Source organism: Planococcus maritimus, assembly GCF_001687625.2.
Taxonomy (GTDB): domain Bacteria; phylum Bacillota; class Bacilli; order Bacillales_A; family Planococcaceae; genus Planococcus; species Planococcus maritimus.
Genome location: NZ_CP016538.2, coordinates 1,779,614 through 1,794,137, shown reverse-complemented (window position 1 = coordinate 1,794,137; position 14,524 = coordinate 1,779,614). Strand labels below are relative to the sequence as shown.

General features: G+C 47.7%; 18 protein-coding genes. 10 read left to right on the top strand and 8 right to left on the bottom strand.

The features are described from left to right. Nucleotides 1-128 precede the first annotated feature (128 nt). From BBI11_RS09055 to BBI11_RS09045, 3 genes are read left to right on the top strand one after another with little or no spacing between them, the layout of a single operon-like run. Nucleotides 129-338 carry a hypothetical protein gene (locus tag BBI11_RS09055; protein ID WP_068462572.1) on the top strand — a complete coding sequence of 70 codons (210 nt, stop codon included), beginning with the start codon at nt 129-131 and terminating at the stop codon, nt 336-338. 12 nt (nt 339-350) lie between these two features. Continuing rightward, the gene (locus BBI11_RS09050) at nt 351-1,361 is read left to right on the top strand and encodes a S66 family peptidase (protein WP_068462570.1); all 1,011 of its coding nucleotides are present in this window, start codon (nt 351-353) and stop codon (nt 1,359-1,361) included. A gap of 16 nt (nt 1,362-1,377) precedes the next feature. Then, nucleotides 1,378-1,881, top strand: a complete 504-nt coding sequence (locus BBI11_RS09045; RefSeq protein ID WP_068462568.1) for a GNAT family N-acetyltransferase — start codon at nt 1,378-1,380, stop codon at nt 1,879-1,881. A 29-nt stretch (nt 1,882-1,910) separates the two neighbouring features. Here BBI11_RS09045 and BBI11_RS09040 read toward each other — a convergent pair whose 3' ends face one another. The 5 genes from BBI11_RS09040 to BBI11_RS09020 all read right to left on the bottom strand — a co-directional run bounded on the left by BBI11_RS09040 (nt 1,911) and on the right by BBI11_RS09020 (nt 4,911). Beyond that, on the bottom strand, nt 1,911-2,924 hold the full coding sequence (locus BBI11_RS09040; RefSeq protein WP_068462566.1) for a PQQ-dependent sugar dehydrogenase: 1,014 nt from the start codon (nt 2,922-2,924) through the stop codon (nt 1,911-1,913). Nucleotides 2,925-3,173: 249 nt separating this feature from the next. Further along, the gene (locus tag BBI11_RS09035) at nt 3,174-3,500 is read right to left on the bottom strand and encodes a hypothetical protein (protein ID WP_068462564.1); all 327 of its coding nucleotides are present in this window, start codon (nt 3,498-3,500) and stop codon (nt 3,174-3,176) included. Nucleotides 3,501-3,518: 18 nt separating this feature from the next. Continuing rightward, on the bottom strand, nt 3,519-3,731 hold the full coding sequence (locus BBI11_RS09030) for a hypothetical protein (RefSeq protein ID WP_068462562.1): 213 nt from the start codon (nt 3,729-3,731) through the stop codon (nt 3,519-3,521). Between the two features lie 98 nt (nt 3,732-3,829). Next, complete coding sequence (locus BBI11_RS09025) at nt 3,830-4,219, bottom strand: ribonuclease HI family protein (RefSeq protein WP_068462560.1); 390 nt, start codon at nt 4,217-4,219, stop codon at nt 3,830-3,832. After that, nucleotides 4,216-4,911 carry a queuosine precursor transporter gene (locus BBI11_RS09020; RefSeq protein WP_068462559.1) on the bottom strand — a complete coding sequence of 232 codons (696 nt, stop codon included), beginning with the start codon at nt 4,909-4,911 and terminating at the stop codon, nt 4,216-4,218. The genes BBI11_RS09025 and BBI11_RS09020 overlap by 4 nt, the downstream gene beginning before the upstream one ends. Before the next feature lie 142 nt (nt 4,912-5,053). On the opposite strand from BBI11_RS09020, the gene BBI11_RS09015 reads away from it, so the two are divergent. From BBI11_RS09015 to BBI11_RS09005, 3 genes are all read left to right on the top strand, one after another. Next, on the top strand, nt 5,054-5,251 hold the full coding sequence (locus BBI11_RS09015) for a zinc-finger domain-containing protein (RefSeq protein WP_068462557.1): 198 nt from the start codon (nt 5,054-5,056) through the stop codon (nt 5,249-5,251). A 154-nt stretch (nt 5,252-5,405) separates the two neighbouring features. Further along, nucleotides 5,406-6,632, top strand: coding sequence for an ATP-grasp domain-containing protein (locus BBI11_RS09010; protein WP_068462555.1), 1,227 nt, complete (start codon nt 5,406-5,408; stop codon nt 6,630-6,632). Nucleotides 6,633-6,650: 18 nt separating this feature from the next. Beyond that, nucleotides 6,651-8,615, top strand: coding sequence for a hypothetical protein (locus tag BBI11_RS09005; RefSeq protein WP_068462554.1), 1,965 nt, complete (start codon nt 6,651-6,653; stop codon nt 8,613-8,615). A 54-nt stretch (nt 8,616-8,669) separates the two neighbouring features. On the opposite strand, the gene BBI11_RS09000 is transcribed toward BBI11_RS09005, so the two are convergent. Next, complete coding sequence (locus tag BBI11_RS09000; protein WP_058380613.1) at nt 8,670-8,876, bottom strand: cold-shock protein; 207 nt, start codon at nt 8,874-8,876, stop codon at nt 8,670-8,672. 162 nt (nt 8,877-9,038) lie between these two features. Here BBI11_RS09000 and BBI11_RS08995 point away from each other — a divergent pair, with 162 nt between their 5' ends. The 4 genes from BBI11_RS08995 (at nt 9,039) to BBI11_RS08980 (ending at nt 13,089) form a co-directional block, all read left to right on the top strand. Next, the gene (locus tag BBI11_RS08995) at nt 9,039-9,674 is read left to right on the top strand and encodes an HD domain-containing protein (protein WP_068462552.1); all 636 of its coding nucleotides are present in this window, start codon (nt 9,039-9,041) and stop codon (nt 9,672-9,674) included. Next, nucleotides 9,671-11,563, top strand: coding sequence for an ABC-F family ATP-binding cassette domain-containing protein (locus BBI11_RS08990; protein WP_068462550.1), 1,893 nt, complete (start codon nt 9,671-9,673; stop codon nt 11,561-11,563). The genes BBI11_RS08995 and BBI11_RS08990 overlap by 4 nt, the downstream gene beginning before the upstream one ends. Before the next feature lie 20 nt (nt 11,564-11,583). Continuing rightward, a complete protein-coding gene (locus tag BBI11_RS08985) occupies nt 11,584-12,714 on the top strand; it encodes a conserved virulence factor C family protein (protein WP_068462548.1) in 1,131 nt (376 codons plus the stop codon). 69 nt (nt 12,715-12,783) lie between these two features. Further along, nucleotides 12,784-13,089 carry a hypothetical protein gene (locus BBI11_RS08980; RefSeq protein ID WP_068462546.1) on the top strand — a complete coding sequence of 102 codons (306 nt, stop codon included), beginning with the start codon at nt 12,784-12,786 and terminating at the stop codon, nt 13,087-13,089. Between the two features lie 88 nt (nt 13,090-13,177). On the opposite strand, the gene BBI11_RS08975 is transcribed toward BBI11_RS08980, so the two are convergent. Together BBI11_RS08975 and BBI11_RS08970 are read right to left on the bottom strand one after the other, a co-directional pair. After that, on the bottom strand, nt 13,178-13,876 hold the full coding sequence (locus tag BBI11_RS08975; protein ID WP_068462544.1) for a potassium channel family protein: 699 nt from the start codon (nt 13,874-13,876) through the stop codon (nt 13,178-13,180). Nucleotides 13,877-13,904: 28 nt separating this feature from the next. Next, nucleotides 13,905-14,327 (bottom strand): VOC family protein, encoded by a 423-nt coding sequence (locus tag BBI11_RS08970; RefSeq protein WP_068462542.1) that lies wholly within the window; start codon nt 14,325-14,327, stop codon nt 13,905-13,907. Nucleotides 14,328-14,524: the final 197 nt, after the last annotated feature.

Here is a 14,524-nt window from a genome sequence, read left to right as displayed (position 1 = left end):
GAAAAAACAAGCCATAGCCAAAATATAGGATATGATGCAAAAAACTAGCATGTTTTCTTCCCGCAGTTTTTAGTATAATTGTAAAAGTAAAATAATTTAAAAATGTTAAATTATAGGAGTTTTCATAAATGAGTAAGCAATACGATAAAAATGACTTGTCCGTTCAGCAACGCAACTTAAAAGAAACACCGCCCGACTTCTCGCAATTTAAAGGCAAGCGACTCGACAAGCAGCCGAATCTTTTGGTCGATGGTCTGGTCCATGCCGTACTGACCGGTTTAGGTGCTGCTTTACTGTTGGGCATTGTTTATGTATTGTTCAATTATATTAATTGGTAAGGAGGAGAGACATTGATCCGTTATCCCGATCGAGCATTAAAAACCATCGGCGTCACAGCACCGTCTTCTGGTGTGCCAAAAGAATTGCATCACGTACTGGAAACGGCAATCAGTCAGTTGGAGAAGCAAGGCTATGCCGTCAAAAGCAGCCCCAATACTTGGAGCCAACTGGCAGCTAAGTCATCTCCTGCAGCGGTTCGTGCTAAGGAATTGGTTAACATCTGGCGTGATTCGAGAGTTGATGCCATCATTCCTCCATGGGGCGGGGAGTTACTATTCGAATTGATGGAACACCTTGATTTCCAGAAACTGACGCCGAAATGGCTGCTTGGGTATTCGGATATCAGCCTGTTGTCATTGGCGATCACCTTAAATACCGGAATTGCGACAGCTCATGGTACCAATATTGTCGATTTACGCGGCACGGAAACAGACCCGACCACTGCGCGTTGGGCGGACGTACTTGCGTTGACAAAAGGCGCGGTCATTAAACAGGTTTCGTCGGAACGCTACCAAAAAACTTGGGACCACGACAAGCCGACACCTCACGTCTTCCATTTGACGGAACCAACTGTTTGGAAAACCGTATCAGGGCATGCAGAACGGCTAGAAGGCCGGCTACTAGGTGGATGCATTGACGTCATTCGCCACCTGATTGGGACTCCTTACGGCGGTATCGAAGCTTTTCGAAAGAAATTTATTCCGGGTGAACCAGTCATTTGGTTTTTGGAAAACTGCGACATGAATACGACAGATTTAAAGCGCAGCTTGCTGCAAATGAAATATGCAGGCTGGTTCGATAATTGTTCGGGTATGGTCTTTGGCAGAAGCGAAGCGAACGATCCGGTACAAGGCTATACTGCTGAGATGGTGTATCAGGAACTCGCAGAGCAGCTGAAAATTCCTGTCGTCTACGATGCCGATATCGGCCATCAGCCACCGCAAGTAATTTTAGTCAACGGGGCGAATGCGACTTTCCATGTTGAAGACGGCAAAGCGCGCATCGTCCAAGAGCTTCGTTAAAGAGAGGGTGCAGACAATGGAATTTCGGCGGTTAACGCAAGACGATGCCGATCAGTACCGGGAGCTTCGCTTGACGGCGTTGCAGACCGATGCCGATGCATTTTCGACTGATTTCAATGAAGCAAGCGCCAGGCCAGTAAGTGCGACGGCAAAAAATCTGGGCAATCCTTCAGCTGTGACATTCGGTGCATATGACGAGGGCCGACTGCTCGCCGTGATGACGCTGCTCAGGCTGTCAGGTAAGAAGACCGGCCACCGAGCCGAAGTACTTGCCGTTTATGCAGCGCAAGAAGCGAGAGGTACAGGAGTTGCGTCCAAGCTATTGGATCATTTGCTGGCGTTTGCTGTTGAATGGGAGGGGCTTGAACAGCTTGAACTGGCTGTGAATTCCGCCAACCCACGCGCGGTCCGTTTTTACGAACGCTCCGGCTTCGAGCGCATTGGCACGACGCCGAATGCCCAAAAGGCAGGAAGCCGTTACATCGATGAATTGTTGATGGTGAAGAAGCTATTGAAATGAAAAAAAGCGGAGACATTGGTCTCCGCTTTTTACTGTTCATTTAAAATATACAGTTTGTCGTCGCCGTCTGTTGGGGTGCCGCGGCCATCTGTGTTATTGGTGATGAAATACAAATTGTCACCGTCTGAATGGACATCGCGGATCCGGCCATAGCCTTCAATCGAATCAATGATTTCAGCGGATTCAGGATCCATCACTTTGATCGCAGTTCCGCGAAGCGCCGCAATGTATAATGCGCCGTTATGGAAATCGATTCCGCTCGGCGCCCAAGTATCGTCTGCGCCGCTAGTAGCAAGTGGCGTTTCAAGACCTTCTGCTGTTTCTTCCCCTTCGATATTGGGCCAGCCATAATTGGCATTTTGCTCGATGATGTTGATCTCATCATTCGCAGACTGGCCGTGTTCTGCGGCATACATCGTCTCGGCGTCCCATGCCAGGCCTTGTGGATTTCGGTGGCCGAGCGAATAAATTTCAAATTCGTCAAATTCGTTGAGCCGGAGAATTTTGCCGTTGACCGAAGCAGGGTCTTGGGCAAGTTCCGGTTCCGATGCGTCGCCGATCGTCGCGTAAAGTGTGCCGTCTTCACTAAATTCCAGCCTGCCGCCGTGATGGACCTTGCCTGTCGGAATGCCAGATAACAGCACGGCTGTTTCCGACCAGCTTTCGCCATTTAACCGGAACTCCGCAATTTTGTTGAAAGATTTGCCATTGTCTTCATACACATAATAACCATAGGCTTCTTTGGAGTCCTCGAAATCAGGCTTCAGCACAAATCCGAGAAATCCCGCTTCGGAAGCAGAAGATAAAGGCGAAGAGAACTCGACTTGCTGGCGTTCCATCTGGCCATCAGCATCGATATGAGCGACAGTGCCGGTTCGTTCGGATATATAGAAAGCATCGCCTTGCTTATTGATTGACCAAGGGGCTTCAAGGTCCGTCGCGAGAACGTCTGCTGGGGCGGTCGCTTCATCAGGGTTGGCAGGCCCGTTGCTGCATCCGGCAAGCGCGATCGCAAGAATTCCGGGAAAAAGCCATTTTTTCAACTTGAAAACCTCCTTTTTACTCATCATAATCGAAGCAGGAAGCGATGGGAAATGAAATACAGCGAGGAGGGCAAAACATGCCGTTGCTAAAAGACGTAAAAGAACAAGAAGAACTGCGCAAAAAACGAAATTTGGTCCGCATCATTACGTGGATCAGCATTGCAGTCGTACTGTTCATCTTATGGTATGTGCTGTAAAGGAAAGCATATAAAAACGCGAAGCCCTATGCCGGAGCTTCGCGTTTTTTGTTTACGCAGTTGTCTTTTGTTGTGGTTTGGCAATAATCCATTCGACGATGACGAACACGGCGACAAGAACAATCATCAAATTGACCAGCCCAGCGTCGAGATACTTATCTCGGAAAATAATGGCGACCGTCAAAACATAAAAAACGGCCTGGGTCACTTTTGCCGCTGGGGGTATTTGGTTTTTCGGATAGCGTAACCGACCAAGCTGAAACGCTAAAAAAGCGAACAACAGCATCAAGTACTGTGGCCAAGTGAAACTGTCGCTGACCAGGTTATTCATCAATGCATAAATGACCAATGGAACGAGATACAGTAAAAGCGTTTTCAAGGGATATCCTCATTTCTGCTATTTTTTGCGGGAAGTACTGTTTTGGCGTTCTTTCAATAGTTGAACTAAATTATAAACGGCGAAAGCGAGCGCAAGGCCGACAATGATCACAGATATCAAAGGGTAGAGCGATATGCCGTTTTGGATAAGTTCCACAATACGGGCATAGATGATGAATGGGCCGATCAGGATGATAAAAATATCGAGTGCTGTTCCTAATTTCGATCTCATATATAGCCTCCAGTAAATCAGTCTGTCCCTATCATATCAGAATTCGCTGTAGCTGACATGTCCCAAAAAAGCAGCCGTTCAAAGGAACGGCTGCTTTTTCATTTATGCTCATTGAGTTTGTCGTTGGCCAGTGTGTGGGCTGCCTTATTCTGCGAATCCGGGATCCATTTGATGAAGCAATAATCGAATTCATCCGCAATCAAGATCGATTGATCAAGTAGTTTCTTATAAGCCGGATTTTTCACGAAACGCTTTTCAAAAGCATCGACGACGAGTTTCGAATCCGATTTAATGGACACCATGCCGGTCGCAAGCGGGCGTGCGAGCTCAAGCCCTTTTAAGAGCGCCGTGAATTCTGCCTGGTGATTGTCCATTTCACCGATATATTCGCTCCATTTGATTGAATGGCCTTCACCTCTCAAAAACACGCCGACTGCACTGACCTTGACGTTTCCAGCAGTAGAGGCATCGACGAATAATTCAATCATCGCGCGTCCTCCTTTTCATCGAGTGGGGTGATTTTCTTCGCAAGATAACCAAAAGGTGTATCGAGGACTGAGACGATAAATTTTAAGACGTAAGTCGAAATGAAAATCTGGATCCAGACATCAAACGGAAAGACGCCAAAAAAGGCAATTGATGTGAAGATCAAGGTATCGATCAATTGGCTAAGCAAGGTCGAGCCGTTATTACGAATCCAGAATTGATTGTCTTTCGGAAAGATTTTCCGCAAAGCAGAAAAGACGATGACGTCAATATGCTGAGCGAGCAGGTAAGCAATCATGCTGGCGATGGCAATCTGCGGCACCAGCCCGAAGACTGTCTCTAATGCGTCGTGTGCAAAATCGCTTTCCGCCGGAATGAATTGAAGCCCGAATTGCATCGTGATGACCATAATCAGCAAGGAAGAAAATCCAAGCCAGACCGCTTTTTTCGCTTCTTTCTTGCCGTATTTTTCATTGAGGATATCGGTCGCAAGGAATGTCGAGGCATATAAACTATTGCCGAGCGTGGCGGTTAATCCGATGATTTCGATCGTTTTCGTCACTTGGATATTGGCTAGGATCGTGGCGAACGCGACCCAGGCGAAAAGCCCGGTTTTGCCAAATACTTTATACATGATGAGCAATAACACAAAATTGAAGAGGGCGAAGCCGAGCCCTAAAAATTCATTAAACAAACTGCTTCCTCCTTAGTTTTGGTAGAGCGGGAAGTTTCGAACCGCTACAGGACGAAAATGTCCCAAGCCAGTATACCGAGTGTTGCAGAAAAAAACAAATTCATAGTAGAATAATAGAATGACATTTTGCGGAGGGACCCGAATGAAAAAAGTATCCATCATCAACGAAATAGATGAAATGCTCAATACGTATTGCGAAGGCTGCTTTGTCAAAGCCCAACTCCGCAAGGACGAAGGGAAAACAGCGGCGCACCGCTTTTGCATCAGTGAATGCACGGTCGGTACCCAATTGCAGTTTTTGGGACAAGAATTAAATAAATTTGGCACAGGTACTAAATAAAATCCTACTCCCGTGACAGCAGAAATTTCCAGTTCTGCCGTCACGGTTTTTTTGTGGAAATTTTCCTCAGTTACCAAGGCTAAGGTTTATCCCCATTTGATTAGGTAATAATAAACTGTATACTGAAAATATTGTGAAAGAAAGGAGCAGATTTATGACAGAAGAGAACACGATACCAAAAAAGACTGCTATTTTAGGCTGGAGCATTCCAGCGATTGAAGCGATGGACAAATTGGACAGGCCATATGTTGTAGTCGGGCCACCGGATTTCGTCAGCTTTGCGAAAGAACATGAGATTGACTTTATCCCATGGGATTTCGACCGGTTGAACGAAGGGTCCGATGAGTTGTACAAGCGGCTCGATGAAATGGGCGTTAAACTGTCCGTGCCGATATACGAAGAAACCGTGGAGTGGGCAGGAGTCTTAAACGCACGCTTTTTCGATGACCCCCGAGTATTTAACCGGTCCTTATTGCTGCGCGATAAAGGCTTGATGAAACGCAAAGCGCAAATGTCGGGCATTAAAGTCGGCGTCTTCGAGGAAGCTTATTCGAAAGATGACATCCACCGCTTCTTGAAGCGCGTCAATGATGCATTGATCAAAATAGACGGAGACACCAACGATCCGATCCATATTAAGCCGTTGAACAAAGCGGGCACGGTCGGTCATATGATGATCCAAGACGCGAATGACATTGACAAGATTGAAGTACAGGAATTCCCGTACTTGATGGAAAGCCATTTGGACGGGCAGGAATTTTCTTGTGAAGTGTTCGTGCATAACGGGGAAATCAAATTCCTCAATATCACCGAATACGTTAAACTCGGGCATTCCAATTTCGTGCCAGCATCCCCAGCGCTTGAGGAATGGCGCCCACAAATTAAAGAACAGATTCAAAAACTGATTGATTCGTTCGAGATCAAATACGGCGTTATCCATCCGGAATACTTTATATCCCATGATGGCACCTTGAATTTCGGGGAAGTGGCAGCGCGTGTACCAGGCGGCCACATTTTCGATTTGATCGAACGCGCATACGGATTTAATGCCTTCCAGGCGCAGATCCTGTGCAGCGACCCGGATACGACGCCAGAACAATTGGAAGAATTCTTCCCAGAGGAAGTTACATCTGCCAAAGGCTATGCTGGCAGCCTAATGGTGTATCCGCGTGTCCGCTTGATCGAGAAATTGGACATTCCAGCTGAACTGAAAAACAACCCATATTTTGAAAAGCATGATTTGTTCATCCCAGTTACGTCCAAAGTAGCGGAACGCGTCGGCTTCGGCAATCATTACGGCACCTTGTTCTTTTTTGGCGACGATAGCGACCGGATGGAAGAATTGCTGAAAACTTATGAGAACTACGATTTTTACCATTAAACATCTGGAGGTCTATCAATGGCGACTGAAGCATCAACTTTAAATGAAAAATTCAGCCAAGCGCTTCGAACGCTTGAAGAGGCAAAGCCGTTTGCCAAAAGCATGTACCAGACGGAAGTATTCCAGCTGGCGACAGAACTGGCAGGGACCGACGAAGGATTGGCAATGCTTTATGAGCATGCGGCTAATTTCGACAAAGCCGGCGTCTTCAATGGTGGCCCATGGGCGGAAGCAGAAAACTTGGAACCGGCCTTTGTTGGCGGTTCGCTTCATCTGAAAGGCGTCAATTCGGTGGTCGAACTATTGAGCGAATTGCGCATGTTGTCGATTTCAGAAGCCCACTATACACACGAAAAAGTGTCGCCGGAAGAAGCTAGCGCTTTTTTGAATGAAGTCTTGGCTTTGAATTTGGATCTATTGTTCCCGGCAGAGACTGAGGAAGCCCGCGTCGAAGGAGGCGGAGCGCATCTTGAGCGCGGCGAACGCCTTTTCCGTTTTCTGGGCGACAAATTGTCTTATCGTGCAGTAGCACAAAAACTCGTGGGAGAAATCGAACGTCTGACGGTCCAGCGGCCAATCATGGTGGACCGCATCGTCTCCATGATCGATGCGGCAACACAAATGGTTGACGAGGACATCGACGGCCAAACAAAAGATACCTTGCAATATTTTGAGAAAGCGGTTACTACACCTACACCCTTGAGTGAACAAGAACCAGACTTGAAAGCTTACCGGAAAAAATTGGTCAGCGCAGATGATGCAACGCTCAAGCAGGAAGCCCACGACTATGCAGCTTCTATGAACAAAACAGGTCTTGTCGCACCAATTGCGGCCATCTACCTGCGCTTTATCAATAGAAGCAAACCGGAACTCATTCCGGAATTTTTGGACTTATCCGAAATGGGCGTAGCGAGCTTTAACGCTAATCAGGAACTGGTGCAGGATATGATTCATTTTGCGGTCTACCCGCAGACGAGCCGTGTCATTTATGGTTTGTCGCGCATGCTTGACCGCGGCGTATTGACGCAGGATCCGATTATTCCGGGCATCCGCAGGTTGTTTGATATCGATATTCGTCCGGAAGTGAAAAAACGGATTTTACGCCCTGAATTCCGCACAGGCGGGCTATCGGGAAATGGTGTCCTTATTGGGGGCGTCATCTCGGTTCTTGGCCAGCCGCTTGGTATCGGTCAAGGCTTGAACCCAACCTGCCAATCGGCGCGTGCCATCAGCTTATGGGCGCAGCACGGCATTTCCCAGCTGCTCGATTACGTCGCGCGTGCAGTGCGTGAAAACGACATCGACATGATCTTCGAAGGCGAGGAAGTACATTCGAATGTCATTGAAGACGGCGTCGCGGCAGAGATCCATCACGAACTAGATCCGGTGTCGAGCGTCCTCGTTCCGCATTTGGATAAAATTTATAACGAAATGATGAAGAAAACTTTCCTGCGCGGCGAAGATGGCCATAAATGGGTAAACCCTGAGTTCTATGGCGAATGGATCCCGCGCGGATTTGCCAATATCATCGATCCGCTAACTGGCTTTGTGACAGATTATGACGCGTTCGTCCGCTTGTTCTATGCGACGCATCATCCAGAGTACAACGAAGGCTATGAAATGATTTATCCAAACCCTGTAGGCATTTACATTACCAATGTGCACGGCAAGTTGCTGGGTCTCCATGCAGTTTCGATCCAGCGCGTGGCGGAAGACCCGGATGAGGAGTACCGCATTTACTTCTACAACCCGAACAATGACAGCGGCCAGAACTGGGGGCAGGGAATCGAAACGAGTGTCACTGGAAACGGCGAACTCGAAGGCGAATCTTCCTTGCCATTCCACCAATTTGTCGCGAGGATGTATGCATTCCATTACAATCCTTACGAACAAGGCGATACGTATATGGTAGAAGAAAGTGATGTAGAGCAAGTTGAAAAACTAGCCCGTGAAAGCTGGGGCCAGACTTATACATGGTCGTGAATGCATAAAAAGAAGACCCAGGAAAAATTCCTGGGTCTTTTGCTATTTCAATTTTTACGGTTGGTCCTGCACAACGTTTGCTGCTTGTGGCCCGCGATTGCCGTCGATAATATCGAACGAGACAGCTGCGCCTTCTTGCAACGATCGAAAACCATCACCTTGGATACCGGTAAAATGGACGAAAACATCATCACCGTTGTCACATTCAATAAAGCCATAGCCTTTTTCTGAATTGAACCATTTCACAATTCCGTGGTGCATGGACCTTCCCCCTAATATTCAGATTGTCGAACCCTCAGCTAAAGTGCCAATGGATGGCTTAACTATACATGATGGTGCATATAAGGTCAATACGGCGATAGGGCGGCGTTTTAGCCTCTTTCACGTTATAATGGAATCAGGACACCTTAAAGGAGAGAATTCATGAATTCCCAAGTCATCGCGGATTGCCGCGTACAAGTAAAACGCATCTATGAACAGTTTGACGCTAGCCACGACTGGCAGCACATCGAGCGGGTACTGGAAAACGCTCGCCATATCGGGCAAGCAGAAGGCGGCGACCAGGCATTGATCGAGCTTGCCGTGCTATTGCATGACGTCTCTGATCCGAAATACAAAAAACCAGGAGAAGATCCGGAACAAGAAATCCTTCAGAAGCTCGAGTTGACAGATACCGAGCGCAGCGAGATCCGCTCGATCATCCGGACCGTTTCCTTTAAGGGGGGAACGAACGATGAGCCAGAAACGCTTGAAGGCAGAATCGTCAGAGACGCCGACCGCCTTGATGCCATCGGCGCGATCGGCATCGCGAGAACTTTTGCATACGGCGGGGCAAAAGGCCGTAAATTGTATGACCGAGACGAACAAGCACGCACTCAAATGACCGAAAGCGAGTATCGGAACGGTGATACGAGCAGCGTGACGCATTTTTACGAAAAGCTTTTGCTGTTAAAAGAGCTGATGGTGACCGATAGCGGAAAGCAAATGGCTGAAGAACGCCACCGATTTATGCTATCCTTTCTAGAGCAACTACAAAACGAAACGGATGGGAAAAAATGAGCCACTTACACGTAACAAACTTAAGCAAATCAGTGGGGGTCAAGACCCTCTTCACCAATGTCGAATTTTCCTTGTATCCGGGAGAGCGCGCCGGCTTGATCGGTGTTAACGGAACCGGCAAATCGACGCTGTTGTCGATTCTAGCAGGAGACCTTGAATCCGACACGATGGAAATGGACCATCCGAAAAAATACCGCATTACCTATTTGATGCAAGAACCTGAATTCGACGAGTCCTTGACTGTCCTCGAGACGGTTTTCTCCGGCGACTCGCCGCTGCTTGCGCTCAACCGTTCATACGAAAAAGCGCTGCAAAACATGATCGCCGACTCCGGGTCTGAGCAATTGCAAGAAGAGTTGATGAAAATCCAGGAAGGCATGGAACGCGAAAATGCCTGGGACATCAACGCTTTGGCGAAAACGGCCTTGACCAAACTTGGCATCGATATGTACGACCAGCAGATCAGCGAATTGTCCGGCGGCCAGCGCAAACGCGTAGCACTTGCGAAAGCCTTGATCGAACCGGCTGATTTAATTCTGTTGGATGAGCCGACCAACCATTTGGACGCAGGCTCTACGGAATGGCTGCAGGAAACGCTTCTACGCATGAACAGCGCCATGCTATTCGTGACGCATGACCGTTACTTCCTCGATGCCGTCTCGACGCATATTTTTGAACTGGCGGACCAGACGATGTATACGCATAAAGGGAATTACGGCGATTATCTGGAAGCGAAAGCTGTTAGAGAAGAAATGGCCGAAGCGACCAAACAAAAAATGCACAACCGTTTCCGCTCGGAACTGAAATGGATCCGCCGCGGCGCGAAAGCCCGCAGCACGAAACAAAAAGCACGCATCCAGCGCTTTGACCAATTATCGGAAGACATTCAATCAACGTCCGATAACACAAGCCTGGAGTTATCGATGCAAAGTCAGCGACTCGGTAAGAAAATCATCGAAGGGGAAGATTTGGCCGTTTCCTACGGCGACCGCGAGATTTTCCATTCGTTCGACTTTCTATTGCAAGGTGGCGACCGCATCGGCATCGTCGGCCCGAACGGCGCAGGGAAATCGACATTGATGAAATTAATCGCTGGTGATTTGGAAGCGACAAGCGGCACCTTGGACTACGGAAGTACCGTCAAAATCGCGCATTTCACGCAGCGTTTGCCGGAAATGGACGAGTCCCAGCGCATGATCGAATACATCCAGGAAGTCTCGAGCGATTTCGAAGCGGAAAAAGGCGTACGTCTGTCTGCGACTCAAATGCTCGAACGCTTCCTGTTTCCATCGAATGCCCATGGCACCTTGATTGGCAAATTGTCAGGAGGCGAGCGCAAGCGCTTGTACTTGCTGAAATTATTGATGGAAAAACCGAATATTTTGATGCTGGATGAGCCGACAAACGACTTGGATATCCAAACTTTATCTGTCTTAGAGGACTTTTTGGAGAACTTCCCAGGTGTCGTCTTGACCATTTCCCACGACCGCTTTTTCCTTGACCGCATCGCGAAAAAGCTATGGACGCTCGGCAGCGGCACGGTCGACGAGTATCAAGGACTCTATACCGACTGGCTGAAAGAAAAGAAGCCGGTAGTTGAGCCGCAAGCTGTTACTGCGGCAAATGACACTCCCGCTGCTGAACCTGCACCGCAGGCACTGGAAAAAAAGAAAAAAATGAGTTTCCTCGAGAAAAAGGAATATGACGGCATACTCGACAAAATCGCGGAAGTGGAAGAGAAGATCGAACAGACCGAGGCAGAAATGTCTAAAGCTGGGTCTGATTTTGATAAACTGCAGGAATTGACCGACCAAATCGATGCTTACACCGCTGAGTACGATGAATTGATCGAACGGTGGAGCTATTTGCAGGAACTGGCAGAAGCGTAATTTGTACAGGAGGGGTTATCTTGAAAATACTAGCGATTGAACCGACACCAAGCCCGAATACGATGAAAGTGATCATCGACCAGGAATTGCCGTTCGGGAAAAGCCATAATTACAAGAAAGACCAGCTTGAAGGAGCACCGAAAGAAGTTCAGGAAATCATGGCAATTGATGGCGTCAAAGGCGTCTATCATGTCGCGGATTTCCTCGCAGTCGAACGCAACGCGAAATCCGATTGGGAAGGCATTCTCGCCGATGTGCGACGCGTCTTCGGCGAAGGCAATGGCGCTGAGGAAGAACTGGAGATCGATGAGCATTTCGGCGAAGTATACGTCCATGTCCAGGAGTTCAAAGGCATTCCGCTGCAAGTGAAAGTGTTCGATTCGCAATCGGAAGAGCGCTTCGCGATGCCGGAACGGTTTGTGCAGGCGATGAACAAAGTCATGGACCCAACCGATGAAAACTTCATTTTCCAACGCAAATGGGCGGATTACGGCGTCCGTTACGGCGAGAAAGCGGAGATTGGCCAAAGCATCGTCGAGGAAATCGAAGCGGCCTATCCGGATGAACGCTTAGAATCCTTGACCAGCAAAACCGAATCGAATGAAGCGGCTGGCAAAATCAATAAACGCCGAGTGTCGTTAGAAGAATTTGACGCACCCGACTGGGAGACACGCTTCCAATTGCTCGGTCAATTGGTTGAAGCGGATCTTGAGGATTTGCCTTTATTAGGCAAGGCATTGGAAGATGACAAAATGTCGATCCGCCGCCAAGCTGCCATCTACCTCGGCGACATCGATGACGAAGCGGTCGTACCGTACGCTGAACAGGCGATGAGAGACAAGTCATGGGCAGTCCGCCGCACAGCAGGTGACACGATCAGCGACCTTGGCTTTGTGGCGTTTGAACCGATCATGATCGAAACCTTGAAAGATAAAAACAAGCTCGTGCGCTGGCGTGCCGCGATGTTCCTGTATGAAACCGGGACAGAAAGTGCGCTTCCGGCATTGAAAGATGCGGAAAACGACCCTGAGTTCGAAGTGAAGCTTCAGATCAAGATGGCAATTGCCCGCATCGAACAAGGCGAAGAAGCGCGTGGCTCGGTATGGAAGCAAATGACCGAAGCCCGCCAGACGATGAAAGACAATAAGTAAGAAACAAATGTTTCCCGCCTGCTTCCTTGAGGTAAAGAGCAATACGACGCTTTACTTGGAGGAGAGAAAATGGTGAACAATAAACAAGTGTATTCAATAGAAGTTCTTTGCCGAGGCAAATACGAATCGTGGGAATTTGAAAAAGAAGAAGAGCGCGACAGGTTCTATGAGTCGGTGAAGAAAAAATTCGCTGATCATGCGTTCGAACAAGAACCGACAGATGTGGAAGATACCGAAATCCTGCAGCTGAGCGCCAATTCCATGCATATCGACGACGAAGGCGAAGTGGACCAGAAAATGCGCTATGACTGGTTCCATTACGATAGTTTCGGGGATATGCTTTCGTATATCAACGGGCAATATAAGAATAAATAAAAGGTAACTACGAAAAAGAGTCGGCCGCTTGTGCAATTCACAGGCGGCCGACTTTTTTTGCATAGCGGCATAAGCTTTTAAAGGATTATCATTCCATTTTTTTCTTTAGATAGTTCTGGATGAGCTGATGGTCTTCTTCAGTCAGTTTTTCGATTTTTTTGATCGAATTGACGATATCGAGCACGTGGTCTTCTTCCAGTGCCCGCCTGCGGGAGGCGAAATAAGCCGAAATGGCGCTAGTGAATGTACCGATGATCCCGATTCCGACAAACATCAAGATAACTGCAAATAAACGGCCGATGCCGGTTTCAGGGATGATGTCGCCATATCCGACAGTCGTAACCGTCACGACTGCCCACCAGATGGCATCGGTGTAGTTAACGATCTGAGGTTCGATTAGGATCATTGGAATCGGCACGAGAAAAATCAAAATGACCGCGAAAATCAGCAGCTTCTCCAAGCCATTCGTTTTTAAGACGGCATAAACAGGCTTCAAAAAACGAGGAAGGATGCCCCATAATTTCAACATCCGGAAAAACATGAAAAAGCGCGCTGCCTGATAAATCGCATCCAGTGGTATGATAGCAAACAATTCCAAGGGGTGGGATTTAATAAATGTCCATTTGTGTTCAGCGGCAAAGAAGCGAATGAAATAATCAACGAAGAAAATCCCCCAGATGATCCAATGAACCAAAGTGAAACGTTCATTGGAAACCAGTGCAATAGTGACGGAAACGATTACCAACAGAAATAGAAAAGCCTCGTAAATGAAATTTCGTAATTTCATGTCAATCCCCCTTTAATTTAAACAGGAATTAATCCACTTCTCCCCATGCAGGGTTCCAGACAACTTCCCACAAATGGCCGTCCGGGTCCTGAAAATGACCGGAATAGCCGCCCCAAAACGTATCATGAGCCGGATCTGTTATGAGGGCTCCAGCTTGTTTGGCCTGCGCCATCACCGCATCGACTTCCGATTTGCTGTTGCCATTTTGGCCAAGCGTGAATTCTGTAGGACTTGGCAGGCACAGCATTGTTTTCGTTTCATGGGCGATGTCTTGACGTCTCCAAATGGCGAGTTTCAGCCCTTGCTGAAGGTCGAAAAAGGCGACGGCTCCATTGTCGAACTCCTCCCCGACTATTCCTTCTGTTGGCAAGCCCAGACCATTCCGGTAAAATTCTAGCGCTCGCTCAAGGTTATCCACACCAATAGTAATGACAGAAATTCTTGGTTTCATAAAAAGTACCTCTTTTTGATTTAGTTTATCAGAACTTGCTAGAGTGCTTAGCAGATTACAAAAATTTTTTAGTGCTTTACATAGTGGTGATCACCTTGAAATTTTGTTAAATATTCGGGATGTGTGCTTTTGCATTTCTCTAATCAAGTGCTGTAGACCAATATCATCTTGTGAAAATTGTGAAACTCAAAAAATAA

Excerpts from the sequence above, each read along its gene's own strand:
- BBI11_RS09055 (WP_068462572.1), top strand. The coding sequence starts at position 129 with ATGAGTAAGCAATACGATAAAAATGACTTGTCCGTTCAGCAACGCAAC.
- BBI11_RS09045 (WP_068462568.1), top strand. The coding sequence starts at position 1,378 with ATGGAATTTCGGCGGTTAACGCAAGACGATGCCGATCAGTACCGGGAG.
- BBI11_RS09030 (WP_068462562.1), bottom strand. The coding sequence starts at position 3,731 with ATGAGATCGAAATTAGGAACAGCACTCGATATTTTTATCATCCTGATC.
- BBI11_RS09025 (WP_068462560.1), bottom strand. The coding sequence starts at position 4,219 with ATGATTGAATTATTCGTCGATGCCTCTACTGCTGGAAACGTCAAGGTC.
- BBI11_RS09015 (WP_068462557.1), top strand. The coding sequence starts at position 5,054 with ATGAAAAAAGTATCCATCATCAACGAAATAGATGAAATGCTCAATACG.
- BBI11_RS09010 (WP_068462555.1), top strand. The coding sequence starts at position 5,406 with ATGACAGAAGAGAACACGATACCAAAAAAGACTGCTATTTTAGGCTGG.
- BBI11_RS09005 (WP_068462554.1), top strand. The coding sequence starts at position 6,651 with ATGGCGACTGAAGCATCAACTTTAAATGAAAAATTCAGCCAAGCGCTT.
- BBI11_RS09000 (WP_058380613.1), bottom strand. The coding sequence starts at position 8,876 with ATGCACCACGGAATTGTGAAATGGTTCAATTCAGAAAAAGGCTATGGC.
- BBI11_RS08995 (WP_068462552.1), top strand. The coding sequence starts at position 9,039 with ATGAATTCCCAAGTCATCGCGGATTGCCGCGTACAAGTAAAACGCATC.
- BBI11_RS08990 (WP_068462550.1), top strand. The coding sequence starts at position 9,671 with ATGAGCCACTTACACGTAACAAACTTAAGCAAATCAGTGGGGGTCAAG.
- BBI11_RS08980 (WP_068462546.1), top strand. The coding sequence starts at position 12,784 with ATGGTGAACAATAAACAAGTGTATTCAATAGAAGTTCTTTGCCGAGGC.
- BBI11_RS08975 (WP_068462544.1), bottom strand. The coding sequence starts at position 13,876 with ATGAAATTACGAAATTTCATTTACGAGGCTTTTCTATTTCTGTTGGTA.
- BBI11_RS08970 (WP_068462542.1), bottom strand. The coding sequence starts at position 14,327 with ATGAAACCAAGAATTTCTGTCATTACTATTGGTGTGGATAACCTTGAG.